Origin of the sequence: Aureibaculum sp. 2308TA14-22 (assembly GCF_040538665.1) — a bacterium.
Classification (GTDB): domain Bacteria; phylum Bacteroidota; class Bacteroidia; order Flavobacteriales; family Flavobacteriaceae; genus Aureibaculum.
This window is the reverse complement of record NZ_JBEWXT010000001.1, coordinates 347,027-366,771: the sequence shown is the minus strand read 5'-3', so window position 1 is coordinate 366,771 and position 19,745 is coordinate 347,027. Positions and strand designations below refer to the sequence as shown.

At 34.1% G+C, this 19,745-nt stretch carries 14 protein-coding genes; 7 read left to right on the top strand and 7 right to left on the bottom strand.

Annotated features, from left to right (window positions below; all coding sequences use genetic code 11):
* Positions 1-40: 40 nt before the first annotated feature.
* Complete coding sequence (gene pckA / locus U5A88_RS01600; protein WP_354203292.1) at positions 41-1,657, top strand: phosphoenolpyruvate carboxykinase (ATP); 1,617 nt, start codon at positions 41-43, stop codon at positions 1,655-1,657.
* On the opposite strand, the gene U5A88_RS01595 is transcribed toward pckA, so the two are convergent.
* From U5A88_RS01595 to gdhA (U5A88_RS01565), 7 genes are all read right to left on the bottom strand, one after another.
* Positions 1,654-2,067: a DUF6146 family protein gene (locus U5A88_RS01595; protein ID WP_354203291.1), complete on the bottom strand. Its 414-nt coding sequence runs from the start codon at positions 2,065-2,067 to the stop codon at positions 1,654-1,656. The two genes, pckA and U5A88_RS01595, sit on opposite strands and share 4 nt — an antisense overlap.
* Before the next feature lie 55 nt (positions 2,068-2,122).
* Positions 2,123-3,214 carry a DNA polymerase IV gene (gene dinB / locus U5A88_RS01590; RefSeq protein ID WP_354203290.1) on the bottom strand — a complete coding sequence of 364 codons (1,092 nt, stop codon included), beginning with the start codon at positions 3,212-3,214 and terminating at the stop codon, positions 2,123-2,125.
* 122 nt (positions 3,215-3,336) lie between these two features.
* The gene (gdhA, locus tag U5A88_RS01585) at positions 3,337-4,674 is read right to left on the bottom strand and encodes an NADP-specific glutamate dehydrogenase (protein WP_354203289.1); all 1,338 of its coding nucleotides are present in this window, start codon (positions 4,672-4,674) and stop codon (positions 3,337-3,339) included.
* A 147-nt stretch (positions 4,675-4,821) separates the two neighbouring features.
* A complete protein-coding gene (locus tag U5A88_RS01580; RefSeq protein WP_354203288.1) occupies positions 4,822-7,854 on the bottom strand; it encodes a PEP/pyruvate-binding domain-containing protein in 3,033 nt (1,010 codons plus the stop codon).
* 75 nt (positions 7,855-7,929) lie between these two features.
* Positions 7,930-8,472 carry a DinB family protein gene (locus tag U5A88_RS01575; RefSeq protein WP_354203287.1) on the bottom strand — a complete coding sequence of 181 codons (543 nt, stop codon included), beginning with the start codon at positions 8,470-8,472 and terminating at the stop codon, positions 7,930-7,932.
* A gap of 129 nt (positions 8,473-8,601) precedes the next feature.
* Positions 8,602-9,657 (bottom strand): hypothetical protein, encoded by a 1,056-nt coding sequence (locus U5A88_RS01570; protein WP_354203286.1) that lies wholly within the window; start codon positions 9,655-9,657, stop codon positions 8,602-8,604.
* Between the two features lie 76 nt (positions 9,658-9,733).
* Positions 9,734-11,077, bottom strand: coding sequence for an NADP-specific glutamate dehydrogenase (gene gdhA / locus U5A88_RS01565; RefSeq protein ID WP_354203285.1), 1,344 nt, complete (start codon positions 11,075-11,077; stop codon positions 9,734-9,736).
* Between the two features lie 287 nt (positions 11,078-11,364).
* Between gdhA (U5A88_RS01565) and pheS the strand changes: the two genes are divergently transcribed.
* The 6 genes from pheS (at position 11,365) to U5A88_RS01535 (ending at position 19,731) form a co-directional block, all read left to right on the top strand.
* Entirely contained in the window at positions 11,365-12,396 is a 1,032-nt protein-coding gene (gene pheS, locus U5A88_RS01560) for a phenylalanine--tRNA ligase subunit alpha (RefSeq protein ID WP_354203284.1), read from the top strand.
* A gap of 2 nt (positions 12,397-12,398) precedes the next feature.
* On the top strand, positions 12,399-12,836 hold the full coding sequence (locus tag U5A88_RS01555; protein WP_354203283.1) for a retropepsin-like aspartic protease family protein: 438 nt from the start codon (positions 12,399-12,401) through the stop codon (positions 12,834-12,836).
* Between the two features lie 13 nt (positions 12,837-12,849).
* The gene (locus tag U5A88_RS01550) at positions 12,850-14,025 is read left to right on the top strand and encodes an AIR synthase related protein (protein WP_354203282.1); all 1,176 of its coding nucleotides are present in this window, start codon (positions 12,850-12,852) and stop codon (positions 14,023-14,025) included.
* Between the two features lie 12 nt (positions 14,026-14,037).
* Positions 14,038-17,385 carry a ThuA domain-containing protein gene (locus U5A88_RS01545; RefSeq protein ID WP_354203281.1) on the top strand — a complete coding sequence of 1,116 codons (3,348 nt, stop codon included), beginning with the start codon at positions 14,038-14,040 and terminating at the stop codon, positions 17,383-17,385.
* A gap of 165 nt (positions 17,386-17,550) precedes the next feature.
* Positions 17,551-19,029: a DUF5687 family protein gene (locus tag U5A88_RS01540; protein ID WP_354203280.1), complete on the top strand. Its 1,479-nt coding sequence runs from the start codon at positions 17,551-17,553 to the stop codon at positions 19,027-19,029.
* Between the two features lie 6 nt (positions 19,030-19,035).
* Positions 19,036-19,731, top strand: a complete 696-nt coding sequence (locus tag U5A88_RS01535) for an ABC transporter ATP-binding protein (protein WP_354203279.1) — start codon at positions 19,036-19,038, stop codon at positions 19,729-19,731.
* Positions 19,732-19,745 lie beyond the last annotated feature (14 nt).

Here is a 19,745-nt window from a genome sequence, read left to right as displayed (position 1 = left end):
ATTATTGTTTAATTTTGCAACCCAAAATCAACGTATATACATGGAAGATTCTACGAAATCAATAAATGCTATTTTAAAAAATTACGGGATAACCAATGCTAAAACACATTGGAATTCTTCTCCCGAAGAGCTTACCAAAATTTGTGTCGAAAAAGGGCTTGGTAAAATAGCCGATTCTGGGGCGTTAATGGTAAACACTGGCGAATTTACGGGTAGATCTCCTCAAGACAGGTTTATTGTTAAAGACGATTTAACAACTGATAAAGTATGGTGGGGTAACATCAATTTACCTTTTGAATCTAAAAAATTTGACCAACTTTATGATAAGGTAATCGACCATTTGTCGGGTAAAGAACTGTATGCACGTGATGCCTATGCTTGTGCAGATGATAGGTACAGAATGAACATTAGAATAATTACCGAGTTGCCATGGTCAAACTTATTTGCTTATAATATGTTCTTAAGGCCAGATGAGAGCGAGCTAGAACTCTTTCAACCCGAATGGTTGATATTACAAGCTCCAAGCTTTATGGCAGTTGCCAAAGAAGATGGAACCAGACAACATAATTTTGCTATTTTAAATTTTAAAAGAAAAGTAATTCTTATCGGTGGTACCGGTTATACTGGCGAAATAAAAAAAGGTATTTTTTCTGCCTTAAACTTTATATTACCCGTTGAAAAAGAAACCTTGCCTATGCACTGCTCTGCCAATGTTGGCGAAAACGGCGAGACGGCAATTTTCTTTGGGCTCTCGGGTACGGGTAAAACTACATTATCTGCCGATCCTGATAGAAAATTAATCGGCGATGACGAACATGGCTGGGCTAAAGACAATACCATTTTTAATTTTGAAGGCGGATGTTATGCCAAGGTAATTAATCTTTCTAAAGAAAACGAACCCGATATTTTTAAGGCAATAAAACCTGGGGCAATTTTAGAAAATGTAGTTTGTAAACCAGGCACTAACGAAGTAGATTTCTCTGACATTTCTATTACACAAAATACTAGAGTGAGCTACCCCATTCACCACATCAATAATATAAAAATTCCTTCATTAGCAGATAATCCTAAAAATATATTCTTTTTAACCGCTGATGCCTTTGGAGTTTTGCCTCCAATTTCAAGGTTGTTACCTAATCAAGCTGCTTATCATTTTATCTCAGGTTATACGGCAAAAGTTGCTGGAACAGAAGCTGGTGTTACAGAACCCGTACCGTCATTTTCTGCTTGTTTCGGAGCTCCTTTTATGCCTTTGCATCCTGCAAAATATGCAGAAATGTTGAGCAAAAAAATGAAAGAATCTGGCGTTAATGTGTGGTTGATAAATACGGGCTGGACTGGAGGCCCTTATGGTGTTGGTACACGAATGAAATTAAAATACACTAGAGCAATGATTAACGCCGCCTTAAATGGTGATTTAGGCCCTTATAATTATAAAGATTATCATATACATTCCGTGTTTGGTGTGGCTCAACCTAGGAGTTGCCCAGGTGTTCCAACCGAAGTTTTAAGTCCGCGTACTACATGGAACAATGACGAAGCATATTATAAAATGGCTTTTAAATTATCAAATGCCTTTAGAGAAAACTTTAATAAATTTGAAGAAATTGCCAACGAAGAAATAAGACGTGGCGGACCACAGCGATTTGCTTTTTAATCAACCCTAAAAGAGCTTAAACGCATACCGTATTTTTTCTGTGCAAACTGAAAATATTGATAGAGTTTATAATTGACTTCCATACCATAGTCTATATTAGCCTGATAGTCAATTTCATTTCCGTAAATATCAGTATTATACTGCGTTGGATTTCTGAATCTATTGTTCCATTCCATAACCATAACTCTATTTCTAGTTTCTAAAGAACTTTGGTTATAATAACTCTCTGGTTTTGCAGTTATCAAATAATTAGTAAAACCAGGATCTATAATGGTAATTTCATATTCCAAACTATCATTGGCAATTCGCACGGGCTTTTCTTTTTCTTCATTAGACGCTGTTGTTTGTTGTGTGCCACAACTCACAATAAAAAAACCTACTATCCCTAAAATATAAATTAAATTTCTCATTTTTTAACTGTTTATCTTTCGTTTAAAACTACAAAAATTATTCCAAAGTAACAATTTAAAACTCTAATTTTAACTGTACTTCAACTGGTTTTTCTTTTTCAATTGTATTTGTACTTAGGTTAGACAGCGAAATACCCAATAACCTTACAGATTCATGTACTTTTTCTTGATATAGTAATTCTTTAACATTCTCTAACAGCATGCTTTTATCTTTTATAAAATAGGGCAATGTCCTGCTTCGAGTCTGAACTGAAAAATCGCTATACTTAATTTTAAGTGTAATCGTTTTGCCAGAAATGTTCGATTTTAGCAATCGCTTTTCTAATTCTTCAGCTATTTGCTTTAACTTTTCAAGCATATAAATTTCCGAAGTAAGGTTATTGTAAAAAGTATGTTCAGCTGCAACGGATTTTCTAATTCTATTAGGTTTGACTTTACTATTATGGATTCCTCTAACAATATGATAATAATGTTTTCCGGATTTTTTAAAATGGTTAGTCAAAAATTCAATAGATTTTTGCTTTAAATCTTTTCCGGTAAAAATTCCTAAATTGTACATTTTAGCAGCTGTAACCTTGCCCACACCATAGAATTTTTTAACATCTAAACTTTCTAAAAAACCGAGTACTTCTTCTGGTGGAACCGTTTTTTGTCCATTGGGCTTATTAATATCAGAAGCAATTTTTGCCACAAATTTATTAACGGATATACCCGCAGAAGCATTCAAACCCACCTCATCAAATATCTGTTGTCTAATTTCTTGAGCCAATATCGTCGCCGAAGGAAAGTTCTTCTTGTTCTCAGTTACATCCAAATATGCTTCATCTAAAGACAGTGGTTCTACCAAATCGGTATATTGACTAAAGATATTTCTAATTTGTGACGAAATTTCCTTGTAACGAGAAAAACGAGGTTTTACAAAAGTTAAATGTGGACAATTTTTTCGAGCCAATACACCGCTCATTGCCGAACGAACCCCATATTTACGAGCCTCATAACTAGCTGCTGATACTACACCTCTTTTACCACCTCCACCAACTGCTAAGGGCTTACCTCTTAATTCAGGATTATCCAGTTGCTCTACAGAAGCATAAAAAGCGTCCATATCAACATGGATTATTTTTCGATAGGGAGGTAACAAAGACATAATCAAAAATAGGAAAAAAATTATGGGCTTAGTTTTCTGGCGAGAACAAAAAGACCTCACAGGTTTTTTAAAAACCTGTGAGGTCTTCTCTTTAAATTTAATCTCAAAAATTTAACTTCTCCTTAAACTACTCCCAAATCCATCATGGCATCTGCTACTTTTATAAACCCAGCAATATTTGCTCCTTTTACATAGTTTACATATCCATCAGGTTCTGTTCCGTATTTTGTACAAGCAGTATGTATGGAAGTCATTATTTGACGTAATTTTTCGTCAACCTCTTCAATGGTCCAATTCAGTTTCATAGCATTTTGAGACATTTCCAATCCAGAAACGGCAACGCCGCCCGCATTTACGGCTTTTCCAGGAGCATAGGATATTTTGTTTTTATGGAATACATCAATAGCTTCTGGCGTACAACCCATATTAGAGACTTCTGCAACATATTTAACTCCATTAGCTACCAATTTTTCAGCATCTTCACCATTCAATTCATTTTGTATGGCACAAGGCATGGCAATATCACATTTTACCACCCAAGGTTTTTCTCCTGGATAGAATTTAGCCTCAGGAAATTCTTGAACATAAGGAGAAACAATATCATTATTCGAAGCCCTTAACGCTAATAAGTAATCAATTTTATCAGCATCTAGCCCTTTTTCGTCATACACATAACCGTCAGGACCAGAAATAGTCACCACTTTGCCACCCAATTCTGTAACTTTTAGTGCAACACCCCAGGTTACATTACCAAAGCCTGAAAGGGTAACCGTTTTACCTTTAAAACTATCTTTTTTAGTATCTAACATTTCTTTGGTAAAATACGTACCTCCAAAACCCGTAGCTTCGGGTCTGATTAAGCTTCCGCCCCAATTCAAACCTTTACCAGTAAATACTCCAGTATGTTCCTGTTGTAATTTTTTGTACATCCCATACATAAAGCCTATTTCTCTTCCGCCAGTACCAATATCTCCGGCAGGAACGTCAGTATTAGGCCCTACAACTCGCCAAAGTTCTAGCATAAAAGCTTGACAAAAACGCATAATTTCCGCATCTGATTTTCCTTTTGGGTTAAAATCAGAACCTCCTTTTCCACCACCCATTGGTAATGTGGTTAAGGCATTTTTAAAAATCTGTTCAAATCCTAAAAATTTAAGAATGCTCAAATTCACACTTGGATGCAAACGAATGCCACCTTTGTAAGGACCTATAGCATTATTAAACTGAATTCTATACCCTAAATTGACCTGAACATCGCCATTATCATCAACCCAAGATATTCTGAACGTAAAAACACGATCGGGCTCAACTAATCTTTCAATAATTTTAGCCGCTCGGTATTGTGGATTTTCATTATAAATGGTTTCTATGGACTCTAACACCTCATGCACAGCTTGCAAATACTCTTTTTCTCCTGGGTGTTTTGTTTCTAAGTTGGTTAAAATTTCTTTTACATTCATGTTTATGTATTTTATTAAAATTAAAACGTATAACCGATAGCAAAATTACAATTATTAAATTCTATTTTCAGCAAAATAAGTGCAATTATTTTTGCAATTTGACAATTGGAAATAAATAATATACAGTTGTATATTATATCCTCAAATTCACATAAATCCATCAGGAGGCAATTCATCCAAAGAACTTTCCAATTCTGATTTATTCTCTTCAAATTCAAATCCTGATTTATAAATTGCCGCCTTGTTATTTTTGCCCTCAATAATTACAGTAAGTGGTTTTTTAAACCGTATGTGTCTTAAAAAATCATCTTCATAGACTGCCTCTTGTTTGTTTAAATAATCAACATCAAAATGGCCATCGTTTAAAAACGGATTTATGGTTAAGTACCCAACATTAAATGAGGTTAGATTTTGAAAAAAATGGGTGCCTTGACTTGGGTCAATCCTAAAATCGTTAAGTCCAGCCTCTACAATTACTTTTGCTGCTGAAATTTGGGGCCAAATTACAGGAATTCCCAACCATGGATCACTGGAACCCCACCTACCAGGACCAACCAAAATATATTTTTTGTTCTCTTCTGTGAACTTTTTATTTATCTGCTCAACGGCTGATGCAATCTGTCTTGTACTTGCCGAGTTAAAAGTTTCGGGTTTTACATAAACAAAATCAGAAATATCTTCGTACTTACCATTTCCCAATGCAGATTCCGAATAAATTATAGTATCCAACATATCAAAATTCTTTGGCAACTCACTTAAGGTTTCATTACTTTCTACTATGGGTCTAATTTGCAAAAAACTGAAATACTTTGGTTTGCCATGAGGTACATCTAACTTTACGGCAAACTCTATTTCTATTGGACTTCTCATTTCTCGTTGACCTATACGCAGCAAATCTTTAAGTATTTCCGCTAAGGGAAAAGTTCCGTATTTTAAAATATTATCAAAAGTAATAACACGAATCCCGTCATGCATAACCCCGGGTCTAATCATATTATTTTGCAAATCGTAAGTAGATGCCACAAATTTTAATGAACCGTGATTTTCAGCCTTTCTTATGGTAATTTTCTTTTTGTTGACGGTTTCACTTGTAGAAACTACATAACTATCAGGGTTCATATCCAAACCGTAAAAATACTGTTGCGTATCTCGTTGAGCCGAACCAGGAGTTGATAACTGGATTATTTTTTTAGGATGATAAGGAGAAAACCGTAAGGTTTGGCCGCCTCCAACAATTATCTCGCCCAAACCTAAAGCAATACTGGCAATACCTTCATTGGGTTTTTCATTACCTATAGGATAAAAATTTATAGAACGTGCCACTCCTGAAATATTCGGATAATAGACATCGTCATATTGAGTGCCGGTGATGTCCTGCAGTATAACCGCCATTCTGTTTTCCTCCACCGTATGGGATGTCGCTTTCAGGTACGATTTACTATTTTGGAAAAATGCGGAAGCGAATACGGATTTTACCGCTTTGGAAACCATTTCCAGCATTTTCTTCGTTTTAGCCTTGGGCAGCATATATGTAGCAAAAACCCCTGCAAAAGGCTGATAATGTGAGTCTTCCAACACACTAGAGGAACGTACCGCTACTGGGTATTTGGTTACCTTTAAATATGCTTTTATATCTTCCATTACCCAAATTGGTAACGGCTTTGAAATAAATTCATTTAAAATTTTATCATCATCATCACAATCGGCCACAAATCTGAAAAGCTTGTGCTGCTCCATAAATTCATCAAAAACCTCGGTACTCAGCACTACAGTTCTAGGTATGGAAATAATAATATCATCATACTTTTTAAAGAGACGGTTACGTTTTAAAAACGAATCGATAAAGGCAAGCCCCCTACCTTTTCCGCCTAATGCTCCGTCCCCAATTCTAGCAAAGCCTAAATACTTATCATACTTGTCTTTGTTAAATTTAGAAATAACGCCTCTGGCTCGGTAAATACGATAGACCTTTATAGCCTCTATTAAAAAATTTCTAATTTCTTCAGCATCTTCAAAATCGGCATATTCTACATTATGAAATAAATTTGCCAACGGAAAAAGAGCTCGAGATCGCAGCCATTTTGAATATTCACTTCTGATGGCATGATAGGTTATGGCTTCTTTGGTAACAATTGTCAATGCCTTTTGAAAAGCATTCAAATCCTTAACCGTTGCCAACACTTTATGCTGTTCAGGATCCCAAAATTCAAAATCACCAAAGGAAAAGTATTTGGTAATGTAATTTTTCAGCTCTAATTCAATGGTTTCAGAATGTTTCCATAAAAATTTCCCTTTTAGTTCTAAGGCTTTTTGCTCGTTGTCCTTATCGGAAGACTGGATTAAAACGGGAAAATATCTGACTAAATTTCTGATATGTTTTAATAATTCAAACCCCGCCTCTGGGTTTCTGTTTTTATCTTTATAGTAGTTTACATCTGAAATTACACCTAAAAGATTTGCCTGGTATTTTTCAAACAATGCCAAACCTTCTTCAAAATTGGTTGCTAATAAAATTTTTGGCCGTCCACGCATCAAATTCATGGCACGGTGCTCGTTTAACCCTTCGGACATAAACGATCGCGTTTGTTTTAGAATAATCTTATAGATAACAGGTAAATATCTTGAGTAGAACCGAAGCGAATCTTCTACCAATAAAATAGCTTTTACCCCAATTTCATTAATATCTTTATCAGCATTTAATCTATCTTCAGCCAATTTTATTATGGCTAAAAATATATCTACATTTCCGTTCCAATGGAACACATAATCTATAATACCCGTATTCTCACTTAATATTTTTTTTCTGAGTTCTGACGAATAATGGCTCAATGCAGCAATTGGTACATTTGGAAATGCTTTTTTTAACTGCATGGAAGCCTCAAATGCTTTGTAACTGCCAATATCCAACCAGGTAATTACCAAATCAATCTTATCAGAACTTAATGTTTTTAGTGCTTTTTTTGTAGAGTTGGCATGCAAAAAAGTAGGTGGATATCTTAAATTTAACGCGGTATATTCGTTGAAAATACGTTCGTCAATTCTACCATCTTCCTCTAACATGTAGTAATCGTAATTGGAACAAACAATAAGTACTTTGTTAATTCTGTTTTGCATTAATTGTTCAAATGCAAAATCTTCAAATATGTATGTTTTTAAATCTGGAAGGGTCTTTTTTGACATTCGCTAAGCCATTAAACACAAAGATAACAATTATTTAGTCGTGGTAGTTAAGACTATTATCAAGATTAGTTTAAATTACTGAAACAAAACGTATCTGGGTGGAACAAGACCGTTTAATCTCATGTAAACAAGCATCTGCCCTCTATGGTGAGTTATGTGATCAGCTAGTAGTAAGAAAATTTGTCTTTTTGTTCTATTCAAACCAAAATAGTCTAGCTTGTCATCTAATTTAGTTGTATCAAATTGATTAATTAGTTTTATGGTTTCATTAAATGTTTTATTAATTGTTGCAATCATTTCTTTTTTAGATTTATTACCAACCTTAAAAATGGTGTCCGTTTTCCAATCCCTAGATTCTCGTCCACCTAATAATGACTGACTGTGCCAATCTACAGCATAGCCTATATGCATTAAATTTTCAGCAAAGGATAATGATTCCTCGGAGGCCTTAAAGTTATAATTATCCTCTGGCATTTTTTCTGCCACAAGAAGTAAATACTTACGAGAATTCTCCAATCGTTCTAAATAGTCCTTAATAAAACTATCCTCTTGAGCAAACAAGGGTGATCCAACCAAACTGAATAACATTATGACAGCCAGAATAATTGTGTGTTTCATAGTGTTTGAATTTTGTTTAGATGTTTTATTAGTCTTTTTAGTTTTGAAAGAAATTGTAACTTTTCGGCTATGGTTTAAAGTTAGGAATTCTCGGTTAGAAAATTCCGCCACAATTAATTATAGCTATCATTAGGAAATATAATTAAATTTCTTTCTTTTGTATTCTAATTTCCGATATTCTATTAATAATTTCTTAAATTGATCATTACTCTTATCACTTCCGAAATAAACGGAAGCATATTTTAAATTTTTATTTTTAAATAAAGGAATAAAATCCTCAGGCTGGAGTTGAGAACAATCAAAAAAGAAGAATTCATCTAATTTTTCGACAAATTCTAACGAATTTATCTTTTTTAAACCTTTAAGATTTTCTAGACCTATTCTTCTCAATTTTTTATTTTTTTCAAAATTTGGTAATTCTTCAACATTCGGTAGAGATTGAAGAAAAATATTTTGTAAATCGGTCATTCTCGAAATGAAACTGATGTCCATTAAATTTCTTACTTGCCATAATTCCAAGTATTTTACACCTCTAATTTCCGCTAATGCATCAAAATTTTTTATTCCACCAAGCTTGATATCCACAGACCATAGTTTCTGTAAGTTTTTCAGAAAATCAAGATTTTCGGTTGAAATTGAACGTAGAACAATTTCTTCCAATTTGGAAAGTTTTGATATTTCTTGAATACCTTTGTTATGTCCTTCTAGGTATAGATATTTTAATTCAAAAAATCGAGAAATAGCAGAAACGTTTGGTTTCTTAGAAGCAGTTCTTCCTATAAAAAGAGATTTAATTTCTGGTGTAATTTTATTTAGAAAATTAAAGTCGGTCAGATTAAATATTCCAATACTTAATTCCTCAAGTTTCAGGAGTTCATTTATGCTTTCGAGGTTAATTGCGTCCATTAAACAATCAGCCGAGAATTTTTTTAAAGAGGGAACATGCTCAAGAAATTTTAAGTCACACACTTTTCCATAATGACCAAAAGCTCTTAATTCTATGTTTGGTTTTTCTTTAAGAATAACTGACTCTATATTTTTGAAAACTTGAACATTTTCAATTGGATCAACAAATTGAATTATACTTAAGTTTTCATGCTTAAGAATTTTGTGTAATTCTCTTTTGGATGTATTTGAACTGATAGGATATCTGTCAGAATACTTATCAAATAAATTGAGATTCATGTTTTTTGGCTATCTTATTTTGCCTAATGCATGTATAATCACAATACTGTTAAGCGTATTATTATGAATTATTTATCTAAATTGCCCCTTGAGCTAACATCGCATCCGCAACTTTTACAAACCCAGCAATATTTGCACCTTTTACATAATTACAATAGCCATCTTCTTCTTTTCCGTACTCAATACAAGAGTTGTGTATATCTTCCATAATTCCTTTTAAGCGATCATCTACTTCTTCTCTAGACCAACTTATTCGTAACGAATTTTGTGACATTTCCAATCCAGAAGTAGCAACACCACCGGCATTTGAAGCTTTACCAGGTGCAAAAAGAATTTTTGCGTTTTGAAATTCATGCATCGCTTCTGGTGTAGAAGGCATATTTGCACCTTCTGCCACGCAAATACAACCATTTTTAATCAATGTTTTTGCATCGTCACCATTTAATTCGTTTTGAGTGGCACAGGGCAAGGCAATATCACATTTAACTTCCCAAGGCGTTTTACCTTTATGGAATGTTGCTGAAGCATATTTATCTGCATACTCAGAAATACGACCTCTTTTATTGTTTTTTAAATCCATTACATATTCCAATTTTTCTTGGTCAATCCCTTCTTCATCTACAACATAACCCTTAGAATCTGAAAGCGTTAACACTTTAGCCCCTAATTGGATTGCCTTTTCAGCAGCATATTGTGCCACGTTACCTGAACCAGAAATAACGACATTTTTACCTTTAAAATCTTTATCCTGTGTTTGTAACATACTTTGGGCAAAATAAACTGTTCCGTAACCTGTTGCTTCTGGTCTAATTAACGAGCCACCCCAAGAACGGCCTTTACCTGTTAAAACACCTGTAAACTCATTTCTAATTCTTTTGTACATGCCAAATAAGTATCCGATTTCTCTTGCTCCCACTCCAATATCGCCAGCAGGCACATCCGTATTTGGGCCAATATGTCTATTCAATTCTAGCATAAAAGCATGGCAAAAACGCATTACCTCATCATCAGATTTTCCTTTAGGGTCAAAATCTGAGCCTCCTTTTCCACCACCCATTGGTAACGTTGTTAAACTATTTTTAAAGACTTGTTCAAAAGCTAAAAACTTTAGAATACTTGCATTTACGGTTGGATGAAATCGTAAACCTCCCTTATAAGGCCCAATGGCTGAATTCATTTGAATACGATACCCTCTGTTTACATGAATTTCTCCGTCATCATCTACCCATGCCACGCGAAACGAAATTAATCGCTCTGGCTCTACCATTCTTAATAAAATATTTTTGCCATAATAAATTTCTTTATCAACAATGTAAGGTATTACTGTTTCAGCAACTTCTTGTACCGCTTGTAAAAATTCAGGCTCGTGGTGATTACGTTTTCTCACCTCGTCCATAAAAGCATTTATTTTAGATTCCATAATTTGTATAGCTTGGTTTTATGATTTTATCAAATATATTACTAACAAATGTAGTTAAATTATGGTTTTCGTAATTTAAAAACACAATTTATTTGTTTGTCTATCCTTTTTTATCAAATGACTACTACGTCACCCTGAAATAAATTCAGAATGACGTACTTTGTAATTCTAAGATACGCCGTGGACATACATCCATTTATTATAATTCAATAACTTTAGAATAATAAAAAAACTATTCCTATCAATTGACTAAAAATAGTAAATTTGCAAACCAAGTTAAGCAATCAATGTTAGACAAAGTAAAAGAATACATTAACGACATCAATGCTTTTAATTCCAGCTCAAAGGAAGAAATAGAAGTGTTTAGAATAAAATATTTAGGTAGTAAAGGCATATTAAAGGGTTTATTTGCTGAGTTTAAAAACGTTGACCCGAAGCAAAAAAAAGAGTTTGGTCAAGCGTTAAACACTTTAAAAACCAATGCTGAACAAAAAGTTGAAACTTTAACCAATGCTCTTGTAAACACTACCGAACAAAAAAATAGTTATGGCGATTTAACCAGACCTGCTGAACCTATTGAACTGGGAGCAAGACATCCTATCTCCATAGTAAAAAATCAAATTATTGAGGTGTTTTCACGTATTGGGTTTACCATTTCTGAAGGGCCAGAAATTGAAGACGATTGGCATAATTTTACCGCTTTAAATTTACCGGAATACCACCCTGCTAGAGACATGCAGGACACCTTTTTTGTTGAAAAACATAAAAATGTGCAAAAAGATATGCTCTTGAGAACGCATACTTCTTCTGTTCAAATCCGGTATATGGAAAACAACAAACCGCCAATTAGAACTATTTCTCCAGGACGTGTTTTTAGAAATGAAGATATTTCAGCACGTTCGCATTGTATTTTTCATCAAGTAGAAGGTTTGTATATTGATACCGATGTTTCTTTTGCCGACTTGAAACAGACCTTGACCTATTTTACCAAAGAAATGTTCGGAAAATCTAAAATCAGGTTACGTCCTTCGTATTTTCCGTTTACCGAGCCTAGTGCAGAGGTTGATATTTACTGGGGATTAAAAACCGAGACCGATTACAGAATTACCAAAGGTACGGGTTGGCTAGAGATTATGGGTTGCGGCATGGTTGATCCCAATGTATTGAAAAACACAAAAATAGATTCTGAAAAATATAGCGGATTTGCTTTTGGGATGGGTATTGAACGAATTGCAATGTTGTTGTATCAAATTCCAGATATTAGAATGTTGTTTGAAAATGATATCAGATTTTTAGAACAATTCAAATCTGTTATATAAGCATGACCTTAAAAGATTTTTTAATTAATAAAAAATACATTAGCATTAAATTAAAAAAAATTGCCACCAATCATTTTGAGATAAAAGCCAAAATAAATGGTGTAAAAGGGCGATTTATTTTAGATACTGGAGCTTCAAATTCCTGTGTTGGTTTTGATGAAATTGAAACTTTTAATCTAAAAACGGAAGAATCTGAACACAAAGCGGCAGGAGCTGGTCCTGAAGAAATTGACACTCAAATTTCAAAGAAAAATAAAATTGAAATAGGTGATTTTAAAATTAAAAAAGTCCCGTTGGTTTTAATTGATATTTCACATATAAACAACGCATTAACAAAACAAGATGCCAAGCCTGTAAACGGAATCATTGGTGCCGATGTTTTAGAAGAAGGCAATGCAATTATAGATTATAAAAAAAGAAAACTATACCTTTCAAAATAAACTGATAAAAAAAATGAGTTCATCTTCAGACCAACGATATAACCTCAGAGGCGTTTCTGCATCAAAAGAAGATGTACACAAAGCCATAAGTAATATAGACAAAGGGCTTTTCCCAAAAGCATTCTGTAAAATAGTCCCCGATTACCTGACCAATGATAATGATTATTGTCTTGTTATGCATGCCGACGGGGCGGGAACAAAATCGTCATTAGCCTATATGTATTGGAAGGAAACGGGAGACATTTCTGTATGGAAAGGCATAGCCCAAGACGCATTGATTATGAATATTGATGATTTACTTTGTGTTGGGGCAACTGATAATATAATATTGTCTTCAACAATTGGTCGGAATAAAAATTTAATACCTGGAGAAGTAATTTCTGCCATAATCAACGGTACCGAAGAATTGATTTCCGATTTAGAAAAACACGGTGTTACCATAAAATCTACCGGAGGCGAAACTGCAGATGTAGGTGACTTGGTCAGAACTATTATCGTGGACTCTACAGTTACCGCAAGAATGAAGCGTAGTGATGTGATCGATAACGCCAATATTAAAGCCGGCGATGTCATTGTTGGGCTTTCTTCTTTTGGTCAGGCAACTTACGAAACCGAATACAATGGCGGAATGGGCAGTAACGGCCTAACTTCTGCCCGTCATGATGTTTTTGGAAAGTATTTGGCTGACAAATATCCTGAAAGTTATGACCATGCCGTACCAGAAGATTTGGTATATTCTGGCAATGTAAAACTTACGGATACTATAGAAAATTCGCCAATAGATGCGGGTAAGCTGGTACTTTCTCCAACAAGAACTTACGCACCTATTATCAGTGAAATATTGAAAAAACACCGTTCTCAAATCAGTGGAATGGTACATTGCAGTGGTGGTGCCCAAACCAAAATTTTACATTTTATCGACAATTTACATATCATAAAAGACAATTTGTTTGACATACCTCCTTTATTCCAATTGATTCAAGAACAATCAAATACGGATTGGAAAGAAATGTATCAGGTATTTAATTGCGGCCACAGAATGGAATTGTACCTACCTGAAAAAATAGCTGAGGATATTATAAAAATTTCTAATTCTTTTAATGTTGACGCTCAAATTATTGGAAAAGTTGGGGCTTCTCCAAGCAAAAAACTAACTATTAAAAGTGAATTTGGTACATTTGTGTACTAAGCAATTCCAAAAATGAAATATATCTTAAAATTAGCTGCCGTTATTGTCTTAATAATGGCTTTTTCGTGTACCCCAAAATCCAAAGAAAAAAAAGTGCTGGTTTTTAGTAAAACAGCTGGACATGTTCATGGTTCAATTCCTGCCGGAATTGCAGCCTTACAAAAAATGGGGTCAGAAAATGGTTTTATAGTAGACACTACAAAAAATGCTGACTTTTTTAGCGAAGAAAAATTAAAAACGTATTCAGCAGTTATATTCTTAAATACAACTGGTGATGTTTTAAACCCAACCCAGCAGTCTCATTTTGAACGTTATATCCAAGCTGGAGGTGGTTTTGTAGGGGTTCATTCAGCTACGGATACAGAATACGATTGGGCTTGGTACGGCAAGTTAGTGGGTGCTTATTTCAAGAATCACCCAAAAATTCAAGAAGCAACTTTGAATGTAATTGATAGAAAACATACATCTACAAAACATTTGGATAGCACTTGGGTAAAAAGTGATGAATGGTATAATTTTAAGAATATCAACCCTGATATTAACGTACTTATAAAAATTGATGAAAACTCTTATGAAGGAGGTGAGAATGGAGAAAACCACCCCATAAGTTGGTATCACGATTATGATGGTGGCAAAGCCTTTTACACAGAAATGGGACATACTGATGAAACTTACAAGAATCCTAAATTTCTTAACCATTTATTAGGTGGAATAAATTATGCCATTGGTAACAATACCTTAGATTACGGAAAAGCTACTACTCAAAAAATCCCTGAAGAAAATAGATTTGTAAGAACTGTACTAGATTTTAATTTAGATGAGCCTATGGAGTTGGACGAAGTTCCCGGTAAGGGAATTCTGTTTGTTGAACGTCGCGGTAATTTAAAATTATATGATTTTAAGGAAAATAAGACAAAAGAAATTACAAAACTTGATGTGTTTTACGGTAACGAAGATGGTCTATTAGGTTTAGCAGTTGATCCAAATTATGAAAAAAACAATTGGATTTATCTTTTTTATTCTAAACCTGGTGACGAACCTATTCAACACATTTCTCGTTTTAATTTGGTGAATGATTCATTAGATATTAGTTCTGAAAAAGTTCTCTTAACTATAGATGTAATTAGAAAATGTTGCCATAGTGGCGGATCTTTGGAATTTGGTCCTAATGGTAATTTATTCATTACCGTTGGTGACAATACTAATCCATTTGAATCTGCTGGATTTGCTCCTATTGATGAGCGAGAAGGAAGAGCCTTATGGGATGCCCAAAAATCTGCGGGAAATACCAATGACCTACGCGGAAAAATTCTCCGTATAAAACCTGAGGATGATGGCACCTATTCTATTCCAGAAGGAAATTTATTTCCTGTGGGTACTGAAAAAACGCGTCCTGAAATTTACATCATGGGTAATAGAAACCCCTTTAGAATGTCGGTTGACAGCAAAACAGGCTTTATTTATTGGGGTGATGTTGGCCCAGATGCTGGAAAAGGAAGACCCAATAGAGGGCCAAAAGGAATGGGAGAGTTTGACCAAGCTCGAAAAGCTGGATTTTACGGATGGCCATATACTCGTGGCGATAACCAAACGTATAACGATTTTGATTTTACAACAAATGTCTCAGGGCCAAAATTTGATCCCAACAACATTATAAACGACTCTCCAAATAATACGGGACTTAGAAAACTTCCTCCTGTGCAAGAATCGCAAATTTGGTATTCTTATGATGCTTCTGAAGAGTTTCCATGGCTGGGAATAGGCGGTGTAAACCCTATGTCGGGCCCAGTATTTCATGCAGCTGATTTCCCTGATGCCAAACAACCTTTTCCCGAATATTTTGAAAATAAATTATTCTTGTACGAATGGATGCGAGATTGGATTTATGTAGTCACCTTAGATGATAACCACGATTATGTAAAAGCAGAACCTTTTATGCCTAATTCCGAGTTTTCGCACCCAATGGATATGATTTTTGGCTCAGATGGTAATATGTATGTTCTCGAATATGGTCAATCATGGAATACAAGAAACCTTGATGCCCGCTTGAACAGAATTGAATATAAAAAGGGCAACCGAAAACCTATTGCCAGAATAAAAACCGATAAAACTGTTGGTGGTGAGCCGTTAACGCTAACCTTTACTGGAGATTCATCAGAAGATTATGATAATGATGAGTTGACCTACGAATGGTCTTTTAACGACAAGGTGCAATCCACCGAAACAAATCCCACCTTTACTTTTGACAAACTAGGCACATACGAGGTCAGTTTAAAAGTTGTAGACAAACAAGGGGAAAGTTCAACAGCTACAACAAAAATATTAGTAGGCAATGATGTACCGGAGTTAACCTTAAAAACGAATACGACTAATCATTTTTATTGGAAAGGTAAAACAATAGATTATGAGATTTCTGCAACCGATAAACAAGACGGCAGTACTGAAAATGGCACCATAAACCCTAAAGATGTTAAGGTTACTTTGAATTACATCCCACAAGGTAAAGATATGGTTAAGGCTACAATTGGTCATCAACAAGTAATAGATCCCGAAGGTAAAACCATAATTGAAAACGCTGACTGCAAAGCTTGTCATGCTACAGATAAAAAGGTAAATGGCCCTAGTTATAGAGAAATTTCCAAAAAGTATAACAAAAAAAATACGGGTTATTTAATTGATAAAATTATTAATGGTGGCTCTGGTGTTTGGGGAGAAACTGCGATGGTAGCTCACCCAACTTTGAGTAATAATGACGCCCAAAAAATTGTAGATTATATTTTATCATTAAAATTAGATGATGTAAACGAAAAAATGTTACCCTTGTCGGGAACATTATCATTTGACAAACACAAAACTTCCGATAAAAACGGAGTTTATATTTTAACTGCTTCTTACACCGATAAAGGCAAAGAAGGTTTAGAAAATGCTGAATTAACCGCTAGAAACCAACTCATTTTTAAAGCACCTTATTTTGAAGCTCAACAAGCTGATGAAAGAAGTGCTGGACTTGGTAATTGGCAAGCTGGAGGAAATTCCTTAGTCGGTTCCGTTAAACACAATTCTTATTTCAAATACAATCAAGTCGATTTTACAGGTTTAAAAAGTATTAATTTCACTGCCTATTATGGCAAAAATTATGAATATGATGGTTTACTTGAAATACGAAAAGGTAGTGTTGATGGCGAAATATTAGGGCAGACCAAATTAGGATATTATAGTAAGCAGAAAGATAATTTAAAAACGTATGTTATAAAAATAGCACCAACAAATGGAGTGGAAAATTTGTTTTTAGTTTTTAAAAATGAGACTGACAAAGGTCAATTTGCTTGTAATGCAAATGCGATTCATTTAAATTATTAAATTCTTTCGAGTAAAATTGTAAAATAAATAGCTCCTCCCCTTATTTTAAAGGGGAGGTGTCCCGAGTATTCGGGACGGAGGGGTTTTGCTTATTTTTTTAGTTTACTTGTAAAAAGTTTGTAACATTAATACAATTTCACCTACTAATAACACCAAATCAACAACATGATCTCACGTTTTTTTAGCTTACAATGGAAACAGTTTTTCCGTTCTTCATATTGGCAAAAGAGTATGGCATTAAATATTTTAATGGTATTTTTTGCTTTATATTTTATTTTAATATTTTTAGGATTGGGATTCGGGCTTTATCCATTATTAAAGGACCAGTTTCCAAATCAAGACGCTTTGTTAATTGTTAACGGATTCCTGTTTTATTGGTTGTTAGGTGATTTATTAATGCGATTTTTCTTCCAGAAATTACCAGTAATGAATATTAAGCCATTGTTGACACTGCCATTAAAACGTAATAAAATTTTACATTATATTTTGGGCAGATCGGCAATTTCGTTTTTTAATTTTTTGCCCTTATTTACGATTATTCCTTTTGGTATTATTTTGCTTTTTAATGGATATGGTGCTTCTGTAGTTTTTACATGGATGTTCTTATTGATAATACTTACCTTAATTACCAACTTTTTGAATTTTATTATTGAAAGTAAATCCGCAGAAACAGAATTGTCTTTTTTACCAATCCTTGCATTTGCGGGTATATTGTTTGGATTAAACTATTTTAATGTTATTTCTTTTACCGATTTGGTTGGTAGTGCTGTAAATACTATCACTGCCAATCCGTTATTATTGGTTATTCCGTTGAGTATTTTAGCATTATTATATTATGTAAACTATACAATCTTAAAACAGAAATTATATATTGATCAATCATTAAAAGCGAAAACGCAAGTGGCCACTACCACAGATATGGCATGGACACGCAGGTTTGGTGCCATTGCACCGTTTTTACAACTCGATTTAAAATTATTATGGCGGAATAAAAGACCTCGTTCTTCAATTTTTATTGTAGTTCTAGGGTTGTTCTATGGGCTCATCTTTTACCCAAACCCTACTTATCAAAATATGCCAGCTTTTTATGTTTTTGTAGGCATTTTCGTTACTGGAATTTTTATGATAAATTTTGGGCAATTCATTCCTGCTTGGGATAGTGGTTATTATAAATTGCTGATGAGCCAAAATATTAAATACAAAGAATACCTCAGCTCAAAATATACATTGATGATGATGAGTGCTATTTTAATGTTTGTTATAAGTATACCGTATGTGTATTTTGGATGGAAAGTTTTATTAGTACATTTTGCCGCTATGGTTTATAATATTGGCATAAACTCACATCTATTATTATATGGAGGTTCATTTAACAGAAAAAAAATTGATTTAACCCAACGAGCAGCTTTTAACTACCAAGGTACTGGTGCTGTACAATGGATTATTGGCTTTCCGCTATTATTCATCCCAATGATTTTCTTTTATTTACCATATAAACTCATCAGTTTTGAGGCAGGAATTGCCACACTTATTATTTTGGGAATTGTTGGTATTGTTTTCCATCAAAAAATAATGACAAGTATTGCCAAAAGATATATAGATACAAAATATAAAATGATTAATGCTTTCGAGCAGGACAACTAAATTATTATGATTAAAGCAACAGATATCTCAAAAAAATACGGACAGACAACGGTATTGCAATTGGATGCATTGGAAATTCCTAAAGGACAATCTTTTGGGTTGGTAGGAAATAACGGTGCAGGAAAGACCACTTTTTTCAACTTGCTATTAGACCTTATTCAACCGACTACGGGTTCAATAGTTAATAATGAAATTCAAGTGGACAAAAGTGAAGATTGGAAACCTTTTACAGCTGCTTTTATTGATGAAAGTTTTTTGATCGGTTACCTTACACCCGAAGAATATTTCTATTTCATAGGCGAATTACGTGGTATGAACAAAGCCGATGTTGATACTTTTTTACAACCATTTGAAGAGCTATTCAACGGCGAAATTCTTGGAAAACGTAAATATTTACGCGATCTGTCCAAAGGAAATCAGAAAAAAGCGGGTATTGTTGCCGCACTAATCGGAAATCCAGAAGTAATTATTTTAGACGAACCTTTTGCAAATCTAGATCCAACTACACAAATCAGGCTTAAAAAATTATTAAAATCCTTGACTGATGAAAATAAAGCTACGGTTTTGATTTCTAGCCATGATTTAGGTCACGTTACCGAAGTGTGCGAACGTATAGTGGTACTTGAAAAAGGAGAATTGATTAAAGACATTGAAACTTCTGCTGCCACTTTAAAAGAATTAGAAGGACATTTTTCGGTGTAAGAAGCCCACCCGAA

Excerpts from the sequence above, each read along its gene's own strand:
- pheS (WP_354203284.1), top strand. The coding sequence starts at position 11,365 with ATGTTAGACAAAGTAAAAGAATACATTAACGACATCAATGCTTTTAAT.
- U5A88_RS01575 (WP_354203287.1), bottom strand. The coding sequence starts at position 8,472 with ATGAAACACACAATTATTCTGGCTGTCATAATGTTATTCAGTTTGGTT.
- U5A88_RS01550 (WP_354203282.1), top strand. The coding sequence starts at position 12,850 with ATGAGTTCATCTTCAGACCAACGATATAACCTCAGAGGCGTTTCTGCA.
- pckA (WP_354203292.1), top strand. The coding sequence starts at position 41 with ATGGAAGATTCTACGAAATCAATAAATGCTATTTTAAAAAATTACGGG.
- U5A88_RS01580 (WP_354203288.1), bottom strand. The coding sequence starts at position 7,854 with ATGTCAAAAAAGACCCTTCCAGATTTAAAAACATACATATTTGAAGAT.
- U5A88_RS01555 (WP_354203283.1), top strand. The coding sequence starts at position 12,399 with ATGACCTTAAAAGATTTTTTAATTAATAAAAAATACATTAGCATTAAA.
- U5A88_RS01545 (WP_354203281.1), top strand. The coding sequence starts at position 14,038 with ATGAAATATATCTTAAAATTAGCTGCCGTTATTGTCTTAATAATGGCT.
- U5A88_RS01535 (WP_354203279.1), top strand. The coding sequence starts at position 19,036 with ATGATTAAAGCAACAGATATCTCAAAAAAATACGGACAGACAACGGTA.
- dinB (WP_354203290.1), bottom strand. The coding sequence starts at position 3,214 with ATGTCTTTGTTACCTCCCTATCGAAAAATAATCCATGTTGATATGGAC.
- U5A88_RS01540 (WP_354203280.1), top strand. The coding sequence starts at position 17,551 with ATGATCTCACGTTTTTTTAGCTTACAATGGAAACAGTTTTTCCGTTCT.
- gdhA (WP_354203289.1), bottom strand. The coding sequence starts at position 4,674 with ATGAATGTAAAAGAAATTTTAACCAACTTAGAAACAAAACACCCAGGA.
- U5A88_RS01570 (WP_354203286.1), bottom strand. The coding sequence starts at position 9,657 with ATGAATCTCAATTTATTTGATAAGTATTCTGACAGATATCCTATCAGT.
- gdhA (WP_354203285.1), bottom strand. The coding sequence starts at position 11,077 with ATGGAATCTAAAATAAATGCTTTTATGGACGAGGTGAGAAAACGTAAT.
- U5A88_RS01595 (WP_354203291.1), bottom strand. The coding sequence starts at position 2,067 with ATGAGAAATTTAATTTATATTTTAGGGATAGTAGGTTTTTTTATTGTG.